At 73.2% G+C, this 22,693-nt stretch carries 12 protein-coding genes; 4 read left to right on the top strand and 8 right to left on the bottom strand.

The features are described 5' to 3' along the window. Position 1 precedes the first annotated feature (1 nt). Positions 2 to 1,480 (bottom strand): aromatic amino acid ammonia-lyase, encoded by a 1,479-nt coding sequence (locus AB0O15_RS25070; RefSeq protein ID WP_364322810.1) that lies wholly within the window; start codon positions 1,478 to 1,480, stop codon positions 2 to 4. A 62-nt stretch (positions 1,481 to 1,542) separates the two neighbouring features. Between AB0O15_RS25070 and AB0O15_RS25065 the strand changes: the two genes are divergently transcribed. Both AB0O15_RS25065 and AB0O15_RS25060 read left to right on the top strand, forming a co-directional pair. Continuing rightward, positions 1,543 to 3,072, top strand: coding sequence for an NAD(P)-binding domain-containing protein (locus AB0O15_RS25065; RefSeq protein ID WP_364322808.1), 1,530 nt, complete (start codon positions 1,543 to 1,545; stop codon positions 3,070 to 3,072). After that, positions 3,065 to 4,408 (top strand): fatty acid--CoA ligase family protein, encoded by a 1,344-nt coding sequence (locus AB0O15_RS25060; protein WP_364322805.1) that lies wholly within the window; start codon positions 3,065 to 3,067, stop codon positions 4,406 to 4,408. Before AB0O15_RS25065 ends, AB0O15_RS25060 begins: the two co-directional genes overlap by 8 nt. Positions 4,409 to 4,435: 27 nt before the next feature. Here AB0O15_RS25060 and AB0O15_RS25055 read toward each other — a convergent pair whose 3' ends face one another. Then, positions 4,436 to 5,014 carry a hypothetical protein gene (locus tag AB0O15_RS25055; RefSeq protein WP_364322803.1) on the bottom strand — a complete coding sequence of 193 codons (579 nt, stop codon included), beginning with the start codon at positions 5,012 to 5,014 and terminating at the stop codon, positions 4,436 to 4,438. A gap of 149 nt (positions 5,015 to 5,163) precedes the next feature. Here AB0O15_RS25055 and AB0O15_RS25050 point away from each other — a divergent pair, with 149 nt between their 5' ends. Then, the gene (locus tag AB0O15_RS25050) at positions 5,164 to 5,637 is read left to right on the top strand and encodes a DUF3592 domain-containing protein (RefSeq protein ID WP_364322800.1); all 474 of its coding nucleotides are present in this window, start codon (positions 5,164 to 5,166) and stop codon (positions 5,635 to 5,637) included. 1,036 nt (positions 5,638 to 6,673) lie between these two features. Next, positions 6,674 to 10,138 (top strand): phosphatidylinositol-specific phospholipase C domain-containing protein, encoded by a 3,465-nt coding sequence (locus AB0O15_RS25045; protein WP_364322797.1) that lies wholly within the window; start codon positions 6,674 to 6,676, stop codon positions 10,136 to 10,138. Positions 10,139 to 10,157: 19 nt separating this feature from the next. Here the strand turns inward: AB0O15_RS25045 and AB0O15_RS25040 are convergent, their stop codons facing one another. Genes AB0O15_RS25040 through AB0O15_RS25015 form a run of 6 tightly spaced genes read right to left on the bottom strand, consistent with a single transcriptional unit; the run spans position 10,158 to position 22,531 of the window. Then, positions 10,158 to 12,149, bottom strand: a complete 1,992-nt coding sequence (locus AB0O15_RS25040) for a hypothetical protein (RefSeq protein ID WP_364322794.1) — start codon at positions 12,147 to 12,149, stop codon at positions 10,158 to 10,160. Then, the gene (locus tag AB0O15_RS25035) at positions 12,146 to 13,297 is read right to left on the bottom strand and encodes a VWA domain-containing protein (RefSeq protein WP_364322791.1); all 1,152 of its coding nucleotides are present in this window, start codon (positions 13,295 to 13,297) and stop codon (positions 12,146 to 12,148) included. The genes AB0O15_RS25040 and AB0O15_RS25035 overlap by 4 nt, the downstream gene beginning before the upstream one ends. Further along, on the bottom strand, positions 13,294 to 15,666 hold the full coding sequence (locus tag AB0O15_RS25030; protein ID WP_364322786.1) for a DUF5682 family protein: 2,373 nt from the start codon (positions 15,664 to 15,666) through the stop codon (positions 13,294 to 13,296). Before AB0O15_RS25030 ends, AB0O15_RS25035 begins: the two co-directional genes overlap by 4 nt. Positions 15,667 to 15,669: 3 nt before the next feature. Further along, on the bottom strand, positions 15,670 to 16,779 hold the full coding sequence (locus AB0O15_RS25025; RefSeq protein ID WP_364322781.1) for an AAA family ATPase: 1,110 nt from the start codon (positions 16,777 to 16,779) through the stop codon (positions 15,670 to 15,672). Continuing rightward, entirely contained in the window at positions 16,776 to 18,938 is a 2,163-nt protein-coding gene (locus tag AB0O15_RS25020; RefSeq protein ID WP_364322777.1) for a DUF4132 domain-containing protein, read from the bottom strand. Before AB0O15_RS25020 ends, AB0O15_RS25025 begins: the two co-directional genes overlap by 4 nt. Beyond that, on the bottom strand, positions 18,935 to 22,531 hold the full coding sequence (locus tag AB0O15_RS25015; protein WP_364322773.1) for a DUF4132 domain-containing protein: 3,597 nt from the start codon (positions 22,529 to 22,531) through the stop codon (positions 18,935 to 18,937). The genes AB0O15_RS25020 and AB0O15_RS25015 overlap by 4 nt, the downstream gene beginning before the upstream one ends. Between the last annotated feature and the right edge of the window lie 162 nt (positions 22,532 to 22,693).

Here is a 22,693-nt window from a genome sequence, read left to right as displayed (position 1 = left end):
GCTAGGGCGCGTCTCTCAGAGAAATTTCAGCCGCCGTGCGCACATCGGCCTCCAGCGGACGGTCCGGGTCGATCGGCGGGATCGCCTCGGCCAGGCGGTCGTGGAGCGCGGCGCAGGCCGGCGCGGTGGGCCGGCGGGCTCCGGCGTGTACGGCCTGCCGGAGCCCGAGGGCCAGCGAGCCGGCGATCAGCCGCAGCAGCCCGGCCTGATCCAGCGCGCGCAGGGCGCCCTGCGTCCCGAGCGGCACCACGTCCTGGTTGTGCAGGTTGGTCGGCACGCTCTGCATGCTGGCCGGCAGCGCGTCCCGGCGGATCTCGGTGATCAGCGCGGTCGACGCGAGCTGCACGCCCTGCAGGCCGTGCTGGCGGCCCGGACCGGCGGCCAGCATCGGGGGCAGGCCGGTGTTGCGGTGCGGGTCGACGAGCAGGTCGAGCTGGCGCTCGGCGAGGTTGCCGAGCTGGGCGATGACCATCGTGAGCAGGTCGGCGGCGAAGGCGGCGGGCTGGCCGAAGAAGTTGCCGCCGTGCAGGACCGCGTCGTCGCCGGGGAAGAACAGCGGGTTGTCGCTGACCGCGCCCAGGTCGGCGGCGACGACGGCGTCGATGTGCCGGAGGGCGTCCTCGGCCGCGCCGAGCAGCTGCGGGGTGCAGCGGATGCTGTACGGCTCCTGGAGCGGCCTCGTCCCGCTCGGTTCCACCCCGCGGAGAAATTCGCGCATCTGCCCGGCCACGTGCGCCGCGCCGGGATGGTTGTAGCGCGCGATCAGTCGTGCATCAAGGAACTGCGGGTCACAGCCCAGCAGGTCGGTCAGAAGCGCGGTCAGGTGTTGCAGGGCATGATGGATCTTGCGCACCTCGATCAGGGCGAGCCCGAGCGCGGCCGTCGTCACGGACGTGCCGTTGACCAGGGCGAGCGCGTCGCGACCGTCCAGTGGCAGCGGGGTCAGGCCCGCGTCGGCCAGGGCCTCGGCGGCCGGCTTGCGCTCGCCGTTCAGGTACGCGTGACCGCGCCCGCGCAGCGCCTGGGCGGCCGCGCCGAGCGGGATCAGGTCCCCGCTCGCGCCCACCGAGCCGTAGCGCGGCATGGCCGGGGCGAACGTGGTGCCCAGCATCGCGATCAGCGCGTCGATCACGTGCGGCGAGACGCCCGACGCGCCCTGGGCGAGCGACCACACCCGGATCAGCATCGCCGCCCGGGCCACCGCCGGCGGCAGGTCCGGGCCCTGGCCCGCGCCCAGGTGCGCGAGCGTGTTGTCGGCCTGGTCGGCGAGGTCGGCCCGGCCCGCGTACCCGACCAGCGCTCCGAAGCCGGTGGTGGCGCCGTAGACCGCGCGGTCGTCGCCGAGCGCCTTGCTCAGGAACTCCCGCGAGGCGGCCACCCGGTCGCGAACCTCGGGGCCGGCCGTCACCGTGACCGGAACGGCCGCCGTGGCCAGCAGATCGGCGGTGAGCGGGGCGCCGAGATCGATCTGTGTCGTCATGGCCGCACGCTAGACACGGTTTCTCAGAACGCTCTGATCTGCGCCGAATACGGTCCGTGCGCATGACCCACGAGTACGTGATCATCGGCGCCGGTCCGGCCGGGCTCCAGCTCTCCGCCCAGTTCCAGCGGGACGGCCGGGACCACGTGGTCCTCGAGGCCGGCGCGTCGGCGGGCACGTTCTTCCAGACGTATCCGCGGCACCGGCAGCTCATCTCGATCAACAAGATCCACACCGGGTCCGCGGATCCCGAGTTCAACCTGCGGGCCGACTGGAACTCGCTGCTCACCGATGATCCGGCCAAGCTGTTCGGGCGCTACAGCTCGCGCTACTTCCCGGCCGCCGACGACCTCGTGCGCTACCTCGCCGACTTCTCCCGCGGGCTGCCCGTCCGCTACCACACCCGCGTCACCAAGATCGCTCGTCGCGACGACGTGTTCGTCCTGAACGACGAGATCGAAGCGCGCCGGGTCGTCGTCGCCACCGGGGTCTCCCAGCTCTACGTCCCGGCGGACATCCCGGGCATCGAGCTGTGCGAGCGGTACGACACGTTCGACACCGACCCGGCCTCGTTCACCAACCAGCGGGTGCTGATCATCGGCAAGGGGAACTCCGGCTTCGAGACCGCCGACGCGCTGGTCGAGCATGCGGCGGTCATCCACGTCGCCGGCCCGCAGTCGGTCCGGCTGGCCTGGCAGACCCACTACGTCGGCCACCTGCGGGCGGTGAACAACAACTTCCTCGACACCTACCAGCTCAAGTCGCAGAACGCGGTCCTCGACGGCACCATCGAGGAGATCACCGCACGCTCCGAGGGCGGCTTCCGGATCCGGTTCCGCTACGCCCGGACGGTCGAGGCGACCCGGGAGATCGAGTACGACCGGATCATCGCGTGCACCGGTTTCCGCTTCGACGCGTCCATCTTCGACCCGTCGTGCCGTCCGACCCTGGTCATCAACGACCGGTTCCCGGCCCAGACCTCCGCGTACGAGTCGGCGAACGTGCCCGGCCTCTACTTCGCCGGGACGCTCACCCAGCAGCGCGACTTCAAGCGGTCGACCAGCGGCTTCATCCACGGCTTCCGGTACGGCGTACGCGCGCTGTCCCGGATCCTCGACCAGCGGCACCACGACACGCCATGGCCGGCGCGCCCGCTCGACGCCACGCCGGAGGCGATCACCGACGCGATCATCGCCCGGATCAACGTGACGTCGGCGCTGTGGCAGCAGTTCGCGGTCCTGGCCGACGTGGTGCGGTTGTCCGCTCCGGCGTACCTGGAAGAAGTGCCCGTGGCGTACCTGAAGGAGGGCGGTCTCGGCGACGGCCCGGTGCTCGCCGTGACCCTGGAGTACGGCCCCGACCACGACCAGGTCGACCCGTTCGACATCACCGTCCCGCGGATCGCCGAGAACGACGCGACCGCCGCCCACGACGCCAGCTACCTGCATCCCGTGGTCCGCCTCCATCGCGACGGCCGGGTGCCGGCCGAGCACCACCTGGCCGAGAACCTGGAGAACCACTGGAACCTGCCCGCCGTCCACCACCAGCCGCTGGCCCAGTTCGTGAAGGCCGTGCTGGCCGACCATGTCTGACCTGCTGGACCTGCTGACCCCGGCGGCACGGCCGGTCTTCGAGCACCGGGGCCGATCGGTCACCGCCGGCGAGATGCTCGCCATGACCGGCCGCATCGCCACCGGCCTGCGCGCCGCCGGCATCGGCCCCCGCACCGGCGTGGCGGTCCGGCTCGGCGTCCATCCCGCGGCGTTCGCGGCCCTGCTGGCCTGCTTCGCGTCCGGCGCGCGCGTGGTCGGCGTACGCCCGGGCCTCGCTCTCGACGAGTCCGACATCCTCCTCGACGAGGAACGCCTGGCCTCCCTGCTGTCCCACCCCGACCAGGGAATCCACGTCGCGGCGCGCCCGTCCGACATCGCCCGCGTCATCCTGACCAGCGGCAGCGCGGGAAAACCGAAAGGCTGCATGCAGACGTACGCCGGGATGAGCGCCGGGTGGGCCGCCAGCCCGTCCCGCTGGCCCGCCGCCGTCCAGGACCTGGCCACCCGCCTGGACCGCTTCCTGGTCTTCGGCTCCCTCAACAGCCAGGTCATGTGGGAGTACGCCACCCTGACCCTGGCCGCCGGCGGCACCCTGGTCACGGCCGACCCGCCCGGCCTCCCCGGCGCGGCCGTCCGCCACCGGGCCACGGCCCAGGTCATCACCGTCGGCAAGCTGAACCAGCTGGTCCGCGCGGCCCCGCCGTCGGTCGGCCCGCTCCGCGCCCTCCTGGTCTCCGGCTCCCCCCTCGGCCCGGCCCGCCTGGCCGCCGCCCTCGACTTCCTGGGCCCGATCGTCTTCCACGGCTACGGCCAGACCGAAACCGGCATGATCAGCATGCTGACCCCGTCGGAAACCTCGCACCTGGACACCGTCGGCCGCCCGCCCCCCATGGTCACCACCCAGATCCGCGACGGCGAACTGTTCGTGAAGACCCCCGCCCAGGCCGTCGGCTACCGGAACGACCCGGTGGAGACCGCCGCGGTGTTCCAGGACGGCTGGGTCCGCACCCGCGACCTGGCCACCCTCGACGACCAGGGCTACCTGCGCCTGAACGGCCGCACCCGGGACGTCATCATCGTCCACGCCACCCTGGTCTACGCCGTGCCGATCGAGCGGGCCCTGGCCGCCCACCCGGCGATCGCCGAGGCCTACGTGGCCGGCGCCCCCGACGAGGACACCGGCGAGGCGGTCCACGCCTTCATCGTCCCCGCGACCCGCCCCGTGCCGCCTCTCCCCCAGCTGCGCGCCTGGGTGACATCCCACCTGAGCGAGGCCGCCGCCCCCGCCACGGTCACCGTCATCGACGAGGTCCCCCTGACCGCCACCGGCAAGCCCGACAAGCACGCCCTCCTCAGATCGATCACCAACAATTAGGCGCCGCTCAGCTTCCCGCCGTACCCCTCAGAGCTTCTTGCCGCAGGCGTAGCCGCCCTCGGGCACGCCCGCGAGGTTCCGCCCCAGGGAGAACGACTGATCGGTGCCCCGGGGACAGGGCTTCGGTGAGATCTGCGTCAGTCTGAACTGGGGCGTGCCGTCGGAACCGTCGCAGGGGACCTCGTCGATGGACTCGCCGTCAACGTTCACGCAGTCCCCGGTGTCGATGGTTCCGCCGCCTTCGCCCGGGTCACCCGGGTGAGGCGCCTTGAGGTTGCGTGCACAGAAGTAGCCGAGCGTCTTGCTCCCCGGCTGGCTCAGCGCCAGGTCGGTCCGCGGCGGGCAGTCCGGCGTCAGGCCGAAGCGCTGGTTGCCCTCGGCCGTGCTCACCTTCGTCACCTGGGCCTGCGCTTCCGGTGCGGAGCAGGCTGCCTTGTGCCAGCTTCCGCCGGCCTCGGAGACACAGTCCGAGACCTGGAGCGGCGTGGAGTAGTCAGGCGGTCGTACCGGAGCCCCCGGCGCACCGCCGTGCTCCACTTCGATGCCGACACTGCAACCGGACAGCAGGATCAGTACGACGCCGACGACACCCGCCCAGACCCGCACATCGTCCTCCCCGGACCGCTGACACCACCTTATCGACGCCGCGCCCCGGAGTGAATCCCCGGCGGCCGTCCAGCGTCTACGGTTGATGGAAGAAGCCCTGATGCGCCATCCTCATTGCGCCGGCATCGCCATAGGCAGGTGACACGCACATGACACCGACCACGATCACGGTTCACTACCTGAACCTGCTGCCGGCCCTGCTGGTCAGCGCCATGGTGACCGTGATCAGCGCGCGCACGCTGCGCCGCACTCAGCGACTGCGTCATCACGGCATCGCGACTCAGGCACGAGTGCTCACCTCCACGGTCCTGGACGCCAATGTGGAGTATCCACCGAAACGCGCCGTCGACGTGGCGTTCCGCACCTCCGCCGGCCGGGACGTCACCACGACCGTCAAGTTCCGCGCCGACCGCTACACCGCCACCAGTGACCTCATTCCCTTGCGTTACGACCCGGACGTTCCCGAGTCGGCCATGCTGGACGTGGGTGCACGCCCTGGTCTGCGCGAGGTCCGTTTCAGCGTCCTGGGTATCGTGCTGGCCGCGCCCGTCGCCGTTCTCATCACGGGCGTGCTGCTCATCGAAACCGCGATGGTGGCCCTGGCTCCGTTGATGAACCGCTGACGTCCCTCACGTCGGCGCCCCGCCCTCACGTCGGTACCCCGCCCCCACGTTGTGCCCTCCCCGCGTCGTGCCTGCTCCCGCTGGGCGCCGGGCCTCGCGCTGGTCATGGGCTGAGCCGGGTTGCCAGGCGCCCGGGCTGCCCACTCACCCTCGCTGCCGCCCCTCACCCCCGCTGCCCGGCACCGGTGGCGGGTCCTGACGGTGTCCGGGCGGACGACGCCGTGTTGCCCTACCACCGTCCGTGGCAGTGGTAGGCCCCGACGGTATCCGGGGCCGTAACGCCGGGCTGTTCTACCACTGTTCGTGACGGTGGTAGACCCGCGACGTCACACCGCCCGCGGCCCTGCGACTACGCGGCTCGGCAGGGAGAGTCAGCGGCGGCAGGGAGGGCGAGCGGGCGCCTGGTGCCTCTGAAGCTCCATTCACGACCAGCGCGAGCGGCGTCGGCGCAGACCTCCACCCGGAAACGTCTCTAACGCCGCCGAAGCCGTCGCCGCACGTGGCATCGCCTGAGGACGTCAGGGGGCCGGATCCGCGAGAAGTGGAGCCGCATCGAGGCCGATCGAAAAATAAACGCGGCGCACCGCCGCCGCCCCCGCCCTCTGGGTGGGCGATTAACGTATCGCGCGAATCCGGCGATCACGCCGTTGTCCACAGGCGGAGGGGCGTGATTCAGGCCGCATTAACGCCCGGGGCGTTCAGGCTGATCTCGGGGTCGTCCGGCGACCACCGGACGAGGCGCTGGTTCACCTCGGGACAGAGGTACGCCGTGTGACCCGGCGCGGCGAGCCGCCTGGTTCTGTCGCGCAGCGACGAAGGGTGACCCCTCACGCACGTCGCCGGGAGGGTGGCCGCGGAAGCGGAGCGTGCGGCCGCCCGGACGGGCCCTCGGCGGGAGCGACGGTCGGCACCACCCACCCGGCTACGACATCGCGATTTTGACCTTTGTGGGAAAAGACCCTCTAAGATCGATGATTGTCCATATGTGACATGCGTCGAGCACAGGGGGAACCCCTTGCCAGGAGCCCGGCTTCTGATGGCCGCCGCGACCACCCTGCTGATCACCGGCGGCACGCTCGTCGTGACCGGCGGCGCGGCCCAGGCCAACGAGTACTACAACAGCATCGAGAGCGCCTCGCCGGCCAACGTCGACTGGATGAGCCGGGTGCCGGGTGACACGAACCTGGCCCGGCTCTCGGTGCCGGGCACGCATGACAGCCTGGCGCTGTGCGGATATTCGGGTGACGGCGGCGACACCTGCGACCCGCTGACCACCAGCGTCACCAAGACGCAGGAGAACCACGGCTACAGCGCGGCGACGCTCAGCACGCAGTTCGACGCGGGTGTGCGGGCCATCGACATCCGGGTGCGGGTCGACAAGGGGGACGCGGGGGTCAGCTTCACGGTTCACCACGGCACCTACTACCAGTGGGCGAACTTCGCCGATGTGCTGACCCGGGCCCGGGACTTCCTGGCGGCGCATCCTCGCGAGACGATTCTGCTGCACCTCAAGGCCGAGTGCACCGGCGAGACCGGGTCGTGCGACGACGCGGGGGGCTACGGGAACGACGAGTGGCGGCTCAAGACGCTGCGGTCGTACCTGGAGGGCAAGGCGTACACGGGCGAGGGTGACGAGTCGCGGCCGGCCACGAACTGGAGCAGCCTGTTCTGGGGGCCGTCGGTGACCGGCGCCGGCCAGGCCGACATCCCGGCGCTGGGTGAGACGCGCGGGAAGATCGTGCTGATGGGCTACCGCGGGGTGCAGGGCGGGATCTATTCGGGGTACGGGCTGAGGCAGCCCTACCCGGGCGGCGGCTCCAACGGCGAGTGGGTGCAGGACGACTACCAGGTCGATCAGATCGACGACATCGACGACAAGTGGGAGAAGGTCCGCACCCACCTGCGGAAGACCAACGGCGTCTGGGACCTGCACCGGCCGGGCGAGCGGGAGCACGTCTACGAGCCGGATTCGATGTACGTCAACTACACCAGCGGCTCCGGGTCGGGCGCGCACCCGTTCACCGTGGCCGGTGGCTCGCCGACCGCGAACGGGGTCAACGAGTTCCTGATCCAGTGCCTGCACGACACCGACGGGCGCTGCCCGGAGTTCTACCCGGGGCGGGCGGACAACTTCGGCGGTGAGCCGTCGATGGCGCGGACCGGCGTGGTGATGATGGACTTCCCGGGCGGCGGCCTGATCGACGAGATCGTCGAGCGGAACACCACCGGGCCCGACCCGGTGGACGACAACGGTGGCGTCGGCGATCCGATGGAGCAGCACCCGGGCGGTGACGACGGCGGCACACGGCCGGGCGCCTCCGGTGACTGCCGGCCCGACGGCCTGGCCACCACGCCGGGGGTGTCGGTGCCGTACTGCAAGATCTATCAGAGTGACGGCCGGGAGTGGCTCGGCCAGGGCCGCAGCCGCCGGGTCGTGGCGTATTTCAACGGCGGGCGTACGGGGGCCGACGGCACGCCGCACTATCTGGTCAAGAACATCCCGTGGTCGAAGGTCACGCACCTCAACTACGCGTTCGCCACGGTCGACGGCAACCGCATCTCGGTCGGGGCGGGCGGCGCCAACAACCCGGCGATCGGCATGGAGTGGCCGGGTCAGACCGGCGCCGAGATGGACACCTCCCTGGCGTACCGCGGGCACTTCAATCTGCTGACCAAGTACAAGCGCCTGCACCCGCGGGTGAAGACGCTGATCTCGGTCGGCGGCTGGGCCGGGTCGGGCGGCTTCTACGCGATGACCACCAACACCGACGGCACGGTCAACCAGGGCGGGATCGACACGTTCGCCGGCTCGGTGGTGGACTTCCTGCGTACCTATGGTTTCGACGGGGTGGACATCGACTTCGAATATCCGACCGTGCTCGACGACACCGGCAACCCGTCCGACTGGCCGGCCGCCAACCCCCGGCGGCGCGGGCTGCCCACCGGCTACACCGCGCTGATGAAGACGCTGCGTGACTCACTGAACCGGGCCTCGGCCGCGGACAACCGGTACTACCAGCTCACGTCGGCCTCGTCGGCGTCCGGCTACCTGGTGCGCGGCATGGCCAACCAGACCGCGCTCGACCACCAGGACTTCACCAACCTGATGGCGTACGACTACCACGGCACCTGGAACGACGTGGTCGGCCCGAACGCCGCGGTGTTCGACGACGGCCGTGACCCGGAGCTGGCCGACCAGTACTCGACGCCCGAGTACGGCGGGATCGGCTACTTCAACACGAGCTGGGCCCTCAAGTACATGCGCGGCGCGTTGCAGGCCGGCCGGGTCAACGTCGGCGTGCCGTACTACACGCGCGGCTGGAAGAGCGTCACCGGCGGCACCAACGGCATGTGGGGCAGCTCGGTCAAGACCGGGTGCGAGCCGGGTACGGGGATCCGGCGCCCGTGCGGCGACGGCGCGATCGGCATCGACAACATCTGGCACGACGACACGTCGAACGGCGGCGAGCTGGGCTCCGGCACCAACCCGTTGTGGCACGCCAAGAACCTCGAGAGCAACATCCTTCCGCGGTACGCCCGGGCGGTCGGCCTGGATCCGGACGGCGACGCGGCCGACCGGCTGAGCGGCCGGTACACGCGGTTCTGGGACAACACCACGAAGACGTCCTGGCTGTGGAACGGCGCCAAGAAGGTGTTCCTGTCCACCGAGGACGAGCAGGGCATCGACGCGGTCACCGACCTGGTCCGCTCGACCGGCGCCGGCGGCGTGATGATGTGGGAGCTGGGCGGCGACTACGCCTGCCCGTCGACGGTGGACGCCGCGCATCCGTGCGGCATGGGCTACACGCTGACCACCCGGCTGAACGAGAAGCTGGGCAACAGCGGCGCCTTCGACATGAGCCTGCGCACCGGCAGCGCGGGCACGGCGCCCACGGTGACCGCGAACATCAGCGTGGACCTGGTCGACTACCCCACCCAGACGGCCGACCTGTGGCCGTTGCAGCCGACCGTCCGGGTCACCAACAACACCGGCCGCACGCTGGGCGGCGGCAAGGACACGGTCCTGTCGTTCGACCTGCCCGCCTCCACGTCCCCGCTGGTCAAGGATGCCAACTGGCAGACCGGCGAGCAGGGCGGCCAGTGGCGGCTGACCGCCGGCCCGACCTACCACCGGGTCAGCACCACACTCGACTACTGCCAGATCATCCCGTCCGGCCGGGCGCTCGACCTGCCGATCATCTACTTCCTCCCGGTGACCGGCCCGGTCAACACCAGCCTGTCGATCGGCGGCACGGCCTACGCGCCGGTCACCGACAACCTCAAGGGCCTGGGCGCCGCGACCCCGCCGGCCGGCGGATGCAACGCCCCGAACTGGGACTCGGCCAAGGTCTACGACCCCTCGACCCAGACCGTCGAGCAGACCACGGTCAAGTACAACGGCAAGGTCTGGCGGGCCAAGTGGTGGACCCAGGCCAACATCCCGGGTACGGGCGCCGACGCCGACCACGAGCCCTGGAAACTCATCGGCCCGGCCGGCTGACCGCCGCCGCCGAGCTGCGTCAACGCAGCTCGGCGGCCAGGCCTGTGCGGAGGTAGGCGTCGACCCAGGCGGAGATGGCCGGGTCGCCCGGATCGGGACCGAGTCGCGCCGCCAGCCCCTCGACGGCCTCGCCCGAGCGGCGCAGACCCAGCGTGGTCAGCCGCCCGGACACGGACCGCAGCCGGTCGGCCATCGTGGACGGTGCGTGCCGCAGCCCTCGGTGGGCCACCTCGGCGAGCAGGGCCACCGCCTCGTCGAGCACCTGCCCGAGCGGATCATCCGTGGCGCCGGCCCGGTCCTGCGGGTCGGAGCCACGGTCGGCCGGCGCCAGGTCGGGCACCACGACGCCGTCGGCCAGCGCGAAGCCGAGCGGGTCGATCAGCACGCCGCCCCCGCCGCGCCGCACCGTGCCGGACACGAACCGCACGTCGCCGCCCAGCGCCGCGGCCATGCTGTCCAGCCGGCCCGGCACGCACGACTCGTGGGTCGCCGAGATCACCGCGGTCGCGCCGGCCGCGTCCTCGATCACCGCGTCGAGCCGCTGCGCGCCCGCGGCGTAGCCGACCGACCGCACCGACGCCACCGGGATTACCCGCACCAGCTCGGCCCGCACCCGCGCCCGGACCGGCCGGGGCGGCAACGCGTCGAGTTCGGCCGCGAGGGCGGTCAGGTCGCCGGCGATCAGCGCCGGCGGCAGGTGTTGCCAGGCGCCGCGGGACGCCATCGCCTCGGTCCGGCTCAGCCGGCGCGCGCCCAGCCGCACCGCCCGGCTCGCGCTGCGCGCCGCCGACTCGGTCACCACCGCCCCCGACGCGAGCATCCCGACGGTCACCCCGGCGACGCGGCGCGCGGCGAGTTCGGGGCCGGTCTCCGCCGACTCGTACGCCCGCCGCAGCACCAGCACGGTCGCACTGTCGGCGTGGGCCAGGAACAGGTCGACGAACCGCTCGTCCCCGGCCGCCGTGACCCGGGCGCCCAGCCCGTCCAGCCGCGCCCGGCGCAGCGGGGTCTCGGCCGCCTCGTCCGTGCCGAGCACCCGCGACCGCAGCCCCGAGCCGCCGCCGGTCACCGCCCGGTGCCGCGCGACCAGTTCGGCCAGATGGTCGGCGAGCGCCTCCGGCCGGTAGCGGGCGCTGCGTTCGCGGTAGGCCTCCAGCTGCCCGACCAGGTCGTCCACGGCGAGCAGGGGCCAGCGCATCCGCGCGGCGTCGAGCTCACGGCGTACCCGGGCGATCTCGGCGACCGGCCCCGCACCCAGATGGACCGCGCCCTCCCGCAGCACCACCCCGGCCAGCGCGACCGCCGCGTCCAGCGCGGGCCCACCGGCCGGTGTCGCGCCACCACCCACCTGCACCTGCGCGTCGGCCTGCCCCGGGGCCGTCGCGTCGGCGGCCCGGAAGGCCCACACGGCCAGCGCGATCACGTCGTCGCGCACCCCGGCGACGGCATCGGTGCGGGCGAAACCCAGGTCCTTGGGTACGAGGAACCGCACCGTCGCCGTGGGCAGCTCCACGCTGGGCACCGGATCGGCCGGACGCCCGCGATGGACCCGGGCCACGAACCCGGTCGCCTCGAGCCGCCGGGCCGCCGCCATCATCCGCTCCCCGAGCCGCGCCACCAGCTCGTCGTCGGTGAACTCCCCCGGCGACCAGCCCGAGGTCGCGGGAAGTCCGGCCCCCGCGCCTTCCGCCGTCGGTTCCGCCGCGCTTGCAGCACTTGCAGTCGGGCCATCGGGGGCCGCATGCGCCGGATCCCGGTGATACGCCAGGACGAGGCCGACCACGTGGCGGCAGGTGGTCACCGCGCCGCAGCCGCACGCGCCACCGTCCAGTCCGCCGGTCGGCAGCGACGTGGTCACGCCGTCCGGGAAGACGGCGCAAACCGTCCCGTCGTCGTCCTCGGTCAGCGTCGGCGCGGCCCGTTCCAGCTCGCGCACGGCCCGCTTGACCAGCCCGCGGTTGGTCAGCTCGGCCAGCGTCGCCTCGGTCAGCGCCAGCAGGTCGGGCCTCACCGGGTCACCTGCTCGGCCACGAACGCCGCCAGCTCGCCCGGCGTCATCGCACCCACCGACGCCCCGACGTTGACCAGCCGCTGGGCCATGTCCCGGTCGTACACCGGGCCGGCCTGCTCGTCGAGCGCCGCCAGCCCGAGCACCTTCGTGCCCTGCTCGACCATCTCCCGCACCGTCCGGACCAGCGACGACGCCGACCCGCCCTCGTAGAAGTCGCTGATCAGCGCCACGATCGTGCGCCGCGGCCGCTCGATCAGGCTCGCGCCGTAGCGGACCGCTCGCGCGATGTCCGTACCCCCGCCGAGCTGCACCTTCATCAGGAGCTCGACCGGGTCGTCGACCTCGCTGGTCAGGTCGACGACCTCGGTGTCGAAGGCCACCAGATGGGTACGGACGCCCGGCAGCCCCCACAGGCAGGCCGCCGTGACGGCCGAGTGGATCACCGAGTCGACCATCGACCCGGACTGGTCGACGAGCAGGATCACCTGCCACTGCTCGACGTGCCGGCGGGTCCGCGAGAAGAAGTGCGGCGTCTCGATGTAGAGCCGCCGCTCATCCGGCCGGTAGTGCCCGAGGTTGGCCCGCAGCGTCCGGGTGATGTCGAAGTCGCGCGCCTGCTTCCACCGGCTCGGCCGCCGCGCCCGCGCCCCGGTGAACGCCGCCCGCACCTCGGTGGCCATCTTGGCCAGCAGGTCGCGCACGACCGCCTCGACGATGCGCCGGGCCAGCCGCAGCACCTCCGGGTTCATCAGGTGCTTGGTCTGGAGCACGGCCCGCAGCAGGGACGGGTTGGGTTCGATGGTCTCCAGCACAGCCGGATCGGTGACGATGTCGTTGATCTGGTAGAGCTCGACCGCGTCCCGCTGGAGCCGCTCGATGGTCTCCTTCGGGAAGAGCCGGTTGATGTCGTTGAGCCAGTCCACCGTGGTCAGCACCGACGGCCCGTCCCCACCTTCCTTCCCGCCGGCGTCGCCTCGATTTCCGCCGGAACCGCCCTGCCGCACGTCGCGCCGGTCGTGCTCGCCGTCGCGCCCGTAGAGCCAGCTCAACGCCGCGTCCCGGGCCGCCCCTTCGGCCCCGAGCCCGCCCATGGCCGAGGCCGGCGCCCCCAGCACGAGCCGCCACCGCTCCAGATCCGCGTCGGTCATGGCTGAGCCCCCGTCTCACTGATCAGCCCGGCGTCGTTGACTGCTCCGGCCCCACGAATCAGGCCGGCGTCGCTGACCGGCCCGGCCTCGCGAATCAGCCCGGCCTCGCGTAACAGCTCGTCGACGCGCTCGTCGAGCCGCATGCCCGCCGCCACCACGGCCGGGTCGGCCACGGTCCGGAGCAGGCTCCGCGCGCTCCCGCCCAGCCCGCGCCGGGCGAGCAACCGCTCCGCGATCGCCTCCCGTTCGCGCGGCGGGAAGAACTCGAACGCCTGCCGCAACGCCGGCAACGCCACCAGGAAGTCCTCCACCCCCAGGCCGGTCAGCAACTCGTCGAGCAGCCCGATGACCTCCTCCCGTTCGAGCACCTCCTCGCGGGCCAGCGCGAAGAGGCCGGCCAGCCAGTCCCCCACGGTCGCGGCCACGAAGGCGCCACGCACGCTCCGGAGCGGATCGAGGTCGCTTCCGGGCAGGTCGGCGAGGGCCAGGTCGGCGAGCGCCCACTGCAAGCCGAAGGTCGCCCCGCGCAGGTCGGGCGGCGCGTCCGCGTCGGCCGAGACCCGGGCCGCGGTCTCCAGCGCCCCCGGGACGTCCAGGGACAGCTCCCGCCCGGCGTGGCGAAGGGCGTCCCGGCAGGCGGCCAGCGCCACGATCCGGCCCAGATCAGCCGGCGCCGAGCTGCCCCGCACGCCCTCGGCCAGCCACAGCACGCGGCGCACGGCCGCCGTCACCACGCGACCGAGCACCGCGCTGCGCGTCGTGCCGAACACCCCGTCGTGCCGCCACATGGTCAGGATCACGGCCAGCATCCCGCCCAGCGGACCGAGCTCGGGCGCGCCGTTCACGCCCGCGTCGATGTCGGCCAGGGCCTGGTCGGAGACGTCGGTCAGGCCGGCCAGGGCGGCGTCGAACAGGACCGTGGCCAGGGCGGCGACGTCACGACCGGCCATCGCGGCGCGTTCGGCCAGAGCCGCGGCGGCGGCGTCGGCCAGGGTGGCGCCATGCGCGCCGGCCTCGATCACCGCGGTGATGCGGCCCGGGTCGGGACGCAGCGCCCAGCGTTCGCGGAGCTCCGGGTCGAGGCCCACGGACGGGCCGGCGGTCCGGGTGAAGCCGGGCACCTTGAGCACCCGGACCCGGTGCAGGATGACGCTGCGGGCCCGCTGCTCGGCCCGGGTCAGGTCGAGGTCGAGATCGGCGTCGCCGTCCAGGCCGGCCCGGGCGAGCTCGGCGTCGAGGTCGTGGACCAGGGGCGGCGCGGGCGTGCCGGGGTGCAGGCGGCCGACGCGGCTCCCGCTGAGCGCGGCGACCATCTCGACCACGACCGGGTGGCTGCCGGCTCTCAGGGCGCCCCGGGAGGACCACGGCAGGGGTACGTCCAACGCCTCGTTGACCAGCGCCGACGCGAGCCCGTCGAGCACGTCGGCCCGGGCCGGGTGCTGATGCCCGCGGACCATGGCGAGCCCGTCCGCGGTGGCCCGGGCGGCGATCAGGTCGGCCGTGGAGACCGGCTGTTTCCGCTCCCGCAGCCGCCCGGCCACCGCCTCGACGAGATGCATGGCCGCCCCGGCCGCGCCCGATTCCCAGAGCTCCTGGTAATACCCGGGCGACGGCATCCCGGACTGGTAGCCGTCGAAGGCATCGAGCCGCCGGAACGAGTACGGCACCAGGTAGCTTCCGCCCAGTGCCCCGGCGGGCAGCCGCGGCACCGAAGGCCACGCGGGGTCGCCGGCGGCGGAGAGGGTGACCAGCGCCGGCCGGTGGAAGCCGCCGGTCACCACGACGACGTGCCGCTCACCGGCCTCGGCGGCCGCCGCGCGCACCCAGGACGCCATGTAGGCCTCACGCGCGGTGTCCGACTCGCCCGCCGCCGACTCGCCCCGGACCAGGTCGAAGTAGGTCGCGAGCCGCTCGGCCAGCCCGTCGCGCGGCGCGATCTCGACGAGGTGGTCCCACAGGACGTCCACGTTGTCCACGTCGAAGCTGCGGCACAGGCGCTCCATCACGTCGGCGTAGCGCAGCTCGGCGTCGGCGTAGCGGTTGCTGCGCCCGGCGAAGGCCGGATGCCAGGCGGGCAGATCGATGAACTTCACGTCCGCGCCGGCCCGCGAGCCGTGGGTCAGCGCCACCCATTCCGGCGAGTAGTCGCAGAACGGCGCCCACGAGCCGTGCCGCCGTTCGTCGTCGCGGTAGCTGGTGAACACCGCGACCGGCAGCTCGTGGCCGAGCAGCAGCTCGCCGATCCGGTCGTTGAGGTCGGCGGGGCCCTCGATCAGCACGTATGCGGGCCGCAACTCGTCGAGCGTCTCGGCGACCAGGCGCGCGCACGCGGGGCTGTGGTGGCGGACCCCGATGAAGGTGACCGGCACGGCTCAGCCCGGGAGCAGGTGTCGCGCCCGGCGCAGCGCCTGCCACTGCTCGCCGGTCCGCCAGTCGACCTGCTGGGACAGGTAGCGGCGGAGCTTGGCCAGGTCGTCCGGGTTGTCCTTGGCGGCCGTGCCGGCGATGCAGGCGACCACGTCCTCGGCGCTGCCCGGTTCGCCGCGCAGAAACCAGCCGCGCAGGCCGACCGCATGCGCGACGGACACCGCTTCGGCCGTACTCATCACCGACGACAACCGCTCCATCGAGTCGCCCCGCGTGGTCTCACCGGTCCGCAGCTCGCGGAACGTGGTGACCAGCACCTCGAGGACGTCCCGGCGCGGCTCGGCGGTGACCCCGGACCGCCGCAGCAGCCTGGTCGCCTCGTTGGCCACCAGCGACAGCTCGGTGTCGAAGTCGGCGATCGGGAACACCGTCTCGAAGTTGAACCGCCGCTTCAGCGCCGAGCTCATGTCGTTGACGCCGCGGTCGCGGGTGTTCGCCGTGGCGATGATGTTGAAGCCCTCACGGGCGAAGACCATCGCGTCCGGCCCGGTCAGCTCGGGAATCGCCAGCACCCGGTCGGACAGCGGGGAGAGCAGGCAGTCCTGCACCTCCAGCGGGCACCGGGTGATCTCCTCGAACCGCACCGTGCGCCCCTCGGCCATCCCGCGCAGCAGCGGCGCCGGCACCAGCGACCGGGTGGACGGGCCGTCGGCGACCAGCAGCGCGTAGTTCCAGGAGTACCGGATCTGGTCCTCGGTGGTCGCCGCGCCACCCTGGATGGTCAGCGTGGAGTCGCCGCTGACCGCCGCGGCCAGCAGCTCGGACAGCAGCGACTTGGCCGTGCCCGGGTCGCCGACCAGCATCAGCCCGCGGCTGGTGGCCAGCGAGATCAGCGCCCGGTCGATCAGCGACGGGTCGCCGACGAACTTGCGGCTCACGCCCAGCCGGTCGTCACCGACCACGAACCGGCGGGCGGCCTGCACGCTGAGCGCCCAACCGGGCGGCCGGGCGGCGGTGTCGGCGGCCCGCAGCCGGGCCAGCTCGTCGGCGTAGCGCACCTCGGCCGGCGGCCGCTGCACCTCCCCGGCCGGCGCGGTGACCTCGATCTTGCTCATTTGCTGACCTCCGTGAGGTGGCGGATGACGTCGGAGAGGGTGACCGGGTCGAGCGTGGTGACCGGGCGGCGCCCCTGCACGGGGTCGGCCAGGTGGATCTCCCCGAAGGTGGTGGCGCCCATCGACACGACCACCGCGCGCCGCCCGGCCAGGTCGAAAACGATCGCGTCGCGGTCCCGCCGCCAGCCGCGGTACTCCAGGTTCTGCACCTCGCCGAGCCAGAACGGGGCGCCCTCGAAGCGGAGGAGCCGGCCGGCCGCGACCTCCTCGGCCGTGGGCGTGAAGGTCTTGCGGCCGAGCTGCGGGAACGGCTGCAGGATCTCGTAGTCGGCCAGCACCTCGGACCAGTCGGGCAGGCGGTCGCCGATCTCCAGCGGGTGGGCGACGCCGACGATCGCGTCGTCGGCGATCGTGGTCTCGTCGTCCTCCACCGTGGCCAGGCTGCGGTCCTCGGCCACCCGGAACGCGGTGACCAGCGTGCCCGAGGTGTCGTAGACGCCCCAGACCAGGCGGCGGGTGATGTGCCGGAGCAGCGGGTGGTCGACCAGGACGCGGCGGAACTCGGCGGCGGGCCACCGGCGGCGTTTCACCATGGCGCGTTCCAGCCGCCGCAGCTGCTCGGTGGCGACCGTCCGCACCTCCTTCTTCAGCGTCACGAAGGTGCGGTGGGCCGCCGGCGCGAGCTCGGGGTCGTCCTTGACCCCCGGTTTGGGCAGGGCCTTGAGATGTTTGCCGCCGGCATCCATGACGTACGGCCGGAGCTGCTCGTCGAACCCCACGGTGAACCGCCGGGGCCCGTAGTCGAGCGTCATCGTCCCGTCCGGGCTCAGGCCGAGGTCGGGCACCAGCCGGTCGGCCAGGTTCTCGGCGGTCAGCCCCAGACCGGCCGCCACCTCCTCCATCTTGGCCACAGCGGCCTGCTTGAGCCCGTGGAACGGGGCCTTCCGGGAGATCCGGTAGAGGTAGGTCAGGGCGACGTCGGACCCGATGGCGGCCAGCACCGAGACGCCGGTGACCGCCTTGGCGTGGTTGTTCCGGCCCGGCCACCACAGGATCATCGGCGTGAGCCGGCGCACCGTCTCGTCGTCGCCGAGCAGACCGAGCGCGTCCAGCGCCCAGTTCTCCCTGGCCGCGGCGCCGTGGCCGTCCCAGCGCAGGAACAGCTGCCAGGCGAACTCGGCCAGGCTCGCCCGGTCGAGGTCGGCGGCCACGATCTCCAGGCCTGCGTACGGGTCGTCGAGGCGGGAGCAGGCGACCATCTGGATCAGGTGCCCGACCGCCTCGCCGGGCAGGGCGCCGCCGCCCCGCAGCCGGACCGGCGGCAGCGCCGCGGGCGAGGCCCACTCCGGGACGGCGGGCATCCGGGCCGGCAACAGCGCCGCGCGGTCGGTCGCGAGCAACGTCTCGATCGCCGCCGCGGCCCCGGCCCCGTAACCGGCCGCGGCCGCGCGCACCGCGTCGCCGTGGCCGTCGTCGTGCAGCTCGAGCAGCGCCCGTTCGGCGTGGCGGCGCGGGGTGCCGGGCTTCCGCAGCGCGTTCGGGACCAGTGCCCGCGCGGCCGCGGCGGGGTGCCGCCCGAGCCACGCCCGAGCGACCCCGCGGAAGCTCTTCCGGCTCAGCCCCTCGGCCATCGCCTGGGCCAGGCCGGGCGACGAGAACGGGAGCACCAGGAAACCGAGGTCGGCGGGCCGGCGCCGGGCCGCGTAGAGCAGGGGCGGCAGCGCGTCCTGCTCGAACCGGGCGCCGACCCGTCGCAGCACGGCGGACCCGTTCTCGTCGGGCTCCGGACGCCAGCCGGCCAGCATCGGCCGGACCACATCGTCCGGGCCGTGGACGAACAGCGTCGTCTGCTCGTCCCAGCCGGCCACGTCGCCGGAGACGCGGTTGGCCAGCATGTCCCATGAGCGGTGCACCGGGTCGTCGACCGGGTCGGCCAGCCACTCCTCGCGCTCGCCGTCGCCCCACTCGGCGATGGCCGGGTCGGCGCACTCCAGGCCGGCGATCACCACCGCCGTGGCCCGGCGGTCGCGCCACGGCGGGTCGGCCAGCAGCGGCGGCACCGCACCGGCCGGCGACGGGCCGGCCGGCGGCGAGCCGGGTGGCGGGCCGGATTGCGGCGGGCCGGATTGCGGCGGGACCGGGTTCGCCGCGGGGGTCACGTGGTCACCTCGGTCAGGTCGCGGATGACCTCGGAGACCGCGATGCGGTCGAGGGTCTCCAGCGGGAGCCGGCCGCCCCGCCGGTACCAGCGGTCGCTGCCGTCGGAGAGGAAGATCTCGTCGAGTTTCTGCTCGGGGAAGATGTCGATCGCGCCGATCGCGATGCCCGGGTCGAGCGAGACGACCACCGCGCGGTCCGAGGTCATGGCCAGCTCGATGTAGCCCTGGTGCCCGCCGTCCTGGGGTTCCTCGCGTTTCCAGCCGCGGCGTTCCAGCCCGATCACCTTGCCGGTCGGCACCGTGGCGCCCTCGAAGCGGGACAGCCGCCCGGCGTTGGCCTCCGCCGGCGTCAGCGCGAACGTCGAGCGGCCGAGCTGCGGGAACGGCTGGAGGATCTCGTAGTCGGCGAACACCTCGGCCCAGCCGGCCAGCGCGTCGCCCAGTTCCAGCGGGTGGACCACGCCCACGATCGCGTCGTCGGCCAGCTCGGTCTGGTCGTCGTCCACCGTGGAGAAGCTGCGGTCCTCGGCCACCCGCACCGCGCCGATCAGCGCGCCCGAGCCGTCGTAGCGTCCCCACACCAGGCGGCGGACGATGTGCCAGACCAGCGGATGCTCGACGAAGAGCCGCCGGAAGTCGCCGCCGCTCCACCGCCGCCCGGTGACCATCGCGCGTTCGAGCCGGCGCAGCTGATCGGCGGCGATCGTGCGCACGTCCTTCTTCAGGGCCGCGAACGCCTTGTAGGCGGCCGGCGCGAGCTCGGCGTCGTCCTTGACCCCCGGTTTGGGCAGGGCCTTGAGGTGTTTGCCGGCGGCATCGGCCACGTACGGCCGGAGCTGCTCGTCGAACCCGACCGTGAACCGCCGCGACCCGTAGTCGAGCGTCATGCTGCCGTCCGCGGCCAGCCCGAAGTCGGGCACCAGCCGGTCGGCGAGCTGCTCGGCGGTCAGGCCCAGCGCGGCGGCGACCTCGTCCATCTTCTCGCCCGCGGCCGTCTTGAGGCCGCGGAACTTGGCCCGCTGGGCAATGCCGTGCAGGTGCATCAGGGCGACGTCGGTGCCGATGGCGGCCAGCACGCTCACCCCGGTGACCGCCTTGGCGTGGCCGCCCTCGCCGGGCCAGGCCAGGATCAGCGGGGTGAGCCGGCGGACCGTCTCGTCGTCGCCGACCAGCCCGAGCGCGTCGAGCACCCAGTTCTCCTTGCTGGTGGCCCCGAAGTTCTGCCAGCGCTGGAAGACACCCCAGGCGAACTCGGCCAGGCTCGCCGGATCGAGGTCGGCGGCGACGGCCTCGACGCCCGCGTAGGCGTCGTCGAGCCGGGACATGGCCAGCATCTGCACCAGGCTGGTGACCGCGTCGGCCGGCAGCGCGCCGGAGCCGTCACGGAGCAGCACCGGCGGCAGCAGTCCGGGCACCGCCCAGGCCGGGACCGGCGGCAGCCTGGCCGGCATCACCGACGTGGGATCCATGGCCAGCAACGTCTCGATCGCCGCGGCGGCCTCGTCGCCGTGCCCGGCCGCGGCCGTCCGCACGGCCTCGGTGTGACCGTTGCCGTGCAGGGCGAACAGCGCGTTCTCGGCCTGACGGCGGGCCAGGCCGGGCTTCTGGAGGGCGGCCGGGACCAGCGCCCGGGCGGCGGTCACCGGGTGGCGCAGCAGCCACGCCAGCGCGATGCCGCGGACGCTCTTGAGCCGCGCCCACCAGTCGGCCATCACCGGGGCGACCTCGGCCGCGGCGTACGGCAGGAGCACGTCCTTGGCGTCGGTCGGCGACCGCCGCGCCACGGCGAGCGCGGCGGCCAGCGCGTCGAGCTCGAACCGGGCGACCGCGATCCGCATCCAGGAGGCCGCGTCCCAGGTCTCCCGGGGCCACCACTTCGCGATCGTGGGGCGGGCGATGGCGTCCGGCGCCTCGGCGATGAACAACCGCTGCTCCGACCAGTCGGACCGGCCGGCGAGCATGCGCCCGGCGATGTCGGCCCAGGAGCCCTCGCGGCCGCGGTGGTAGTGGTCGGGCTCGCGGAGCCACTCGTCCCACTCGCCGTCGAGCCAGTGGATCGCCGGCGGGTCGGTGCACTCCAGCCCCGCGACGACGGCCGGGTTGACCGCCTTGGGCCGGTTGCGCCACGGCGGGTCGGCGAGCAGGCGCGGCACCGCACCGGCCGGCGCCTCGGCGACCGCACCGGCCGAGGTGATGGCCTCGACGCGGGCGGCGGCGGCCGGGCTGAGCTCGGGCCGGACCCGCTCGACAAGATCGGGGTGGGCCAGCACGTGCGCTCGGAGCAGGTCGGCCACGATACGGTTGCCGGCCCCCTCGGCCAGCCACCGCAATGCCCGGGCCGGGAAGCGGGCGGCCGCGTCGGTCAGGGCCGGCGCCACGAACTTCTGGTCGGCGCGCTCGATCAGGCCCCGCATCACCTCGTCGCCGGGCAGCGCCGCGAGCACGGTCAGGATGCGCCGCTTGGCGTCCGAGTCGGCGTACTCCTCGGCGAACCAGGAGAACAGCGCGAACGCCAGGTCGGGCCCGAGGGCGTCGGCCAGCGTGGTCGGCAGCGCGAGCGTCCCGACGACCGGCCAGAACCGCGCCTCGGGCAGGAGCGCGACCAGCTGCGCCTTGGTGCCGACGGCGGCCAGCAGGAACATGGCGAGGTAGGTGTCGTGATCGTGGACCGCGGCGGCGATGTCCTCCTCGACCCACCCGGTCTGGGTCGGCGCCAGCACCGAAGTGGCCGCGCGGGCATAGACGTGCCCGGTGCGGTACGCCGTGAGCGCGGCGACGACCTCGGCGTACTCCTCGTCGGAGGCCGAGGCCAGCGCGTGCCGCACCCGGAACGCGACGAGCATCGGGCCGTCGATCCAGTGGCTGTGCCGGGTGTCGCCGGCCCGCATCTCGCGCACGACGGGCACGGCGGCGTCGGTGACCACCACGCTCATCGCGCGGACGGCCGCCTCGGCCGCGAACCGCAGCCCGTGCCGGGCGATCCAGTCGTCGGCGAACGCGCCCGCCCGCTCCCGGTCCTGCCAGTTCAGCGACACGGCGGCGACCCGCGCGGCGGACGACTCCACGTCGAGTGCCGACTCGCGGAACCGTCCCGACAGCTCGCTGACCGTCGCCCGCGCCTTGGGATCGGGCACGAACCGGCCCACCCCATGGCCGCCCCGCCGGGCAATCCGATGGCGATGCCACGCGGCCGGGAACACGAACGTGTCCTCGTCAACCGCCGGCGCGGCCGCCGCGGCGACGGCGGACGCGGGGATGGCAGGCGCGGAAGCGGCGTGCGCTGCGGCCGCGGGCTCAGAGGCGGCCGGCGCAACGGACTCCGGCGCGGCGGGCTCGGAAGCGGCGGGAGGCTCGGTGGCGGGAGCCGGCACGGCCGGGTCGGCGGAGGCGCTCGTCTCGGCGTACCCCTTGCGCAGTTTCTCGCCGATCAGCCTGGTCTCGTGCGCCTCGGCCGCACCGGTGTCATCGAAGGTCTTGATCTTGGTCTGCCCGTTCGTGCCGACCCGCCCGAACCGGACACCGACGTCGGAGCCGTCCCGCCAGATCTCCCAGAACTTCGCCGAGCCGCCCTCGATGAACTCGAAACTACGCATGCCTCATCCCCGTCTCGCCTTCCCCTGCCTCGCCAGCGTCGCGAACGCTATCGCCCGGGTGCGACACATTCGGTCCACCCCCGGCCGAGCAGGGCGGTAGAACTCGGGGGCCCGCATCGCCCACCCTCAACAACAAACACCGGCACCGACGAAAAGTCGTCG

It is taken from the genome of Actinoplanes sp. NPDC089786, from assembly GCF_040684855.1.
In the GTDB taxonomy this organism is placed as follows: domain Bacteria; phylum Actinomycetota; class Actinomycetes; order Mycobacteriales; family Micromonosporaceae; genus Actinoplanes.
Note: the sequence above shows the minus strand (reverse complement) of the source record. Positions and strands in the feature narration are given on the sequence as shown.

Coding starts and splice junctions, on each gene's coding strand:
- AB0O15_RS25065 (WP_364322808.1), top strand. CDS start 1,543: ATGACCCACGAGTACGTGATCATCGGCGCCGGTCCGGCCGGGCTCCAG.
- AB0O15_RS25050 (WP_364322800.1), top strand. CDS start 5,164: ATGACACCGACCACGATCACGGTTCACTACCTGAACCTGCTGCCGGCC.
- AB0O15_RS25035 (WP_364322791.1), bottom strand. CDS start 13,297: ATGACCGACGCGGATCTGGAGCGGTGGCGGCTCGTGCTGGGGGCGCCG.
- AB0O15_RS25070 (WP_364322810.1), bottom strand. CDS start 1,480: ATGACGACACAGATCGATCTCGGCGCCCCGCTCACCGCCGATCTGCTG.
- AB0O15_RS25025 (WP_364322781.1), bottom strand. CDS start 16,779: ATGAGCAAGATCGAGGTCACCGCGCCGGCCGGGGAGGTGCAGCGGCCG.
- AB0O15_RS25060 (WP_364322805.1), top strand. CDS start 3,065: ATGTCTGACCTGCTGGACCTGCTGACCCCGGCGGCACGGCCGGTCTTC.
- AB0O15_RS25015 (WP_364322773.1), bottom strand. CDS start 22,531: ATGCGTAGTTTCGAGTTCATCGAGGGCGGCTCGGCGAAGTTCTGGGAG.
- AB0O15_RS25045 (WP_364322797.1), top strand. CDS start 6,674: ATGGCCGCCGCGACCACCCTGCTGATCACCGGCGGCACGCTCGTCGTG.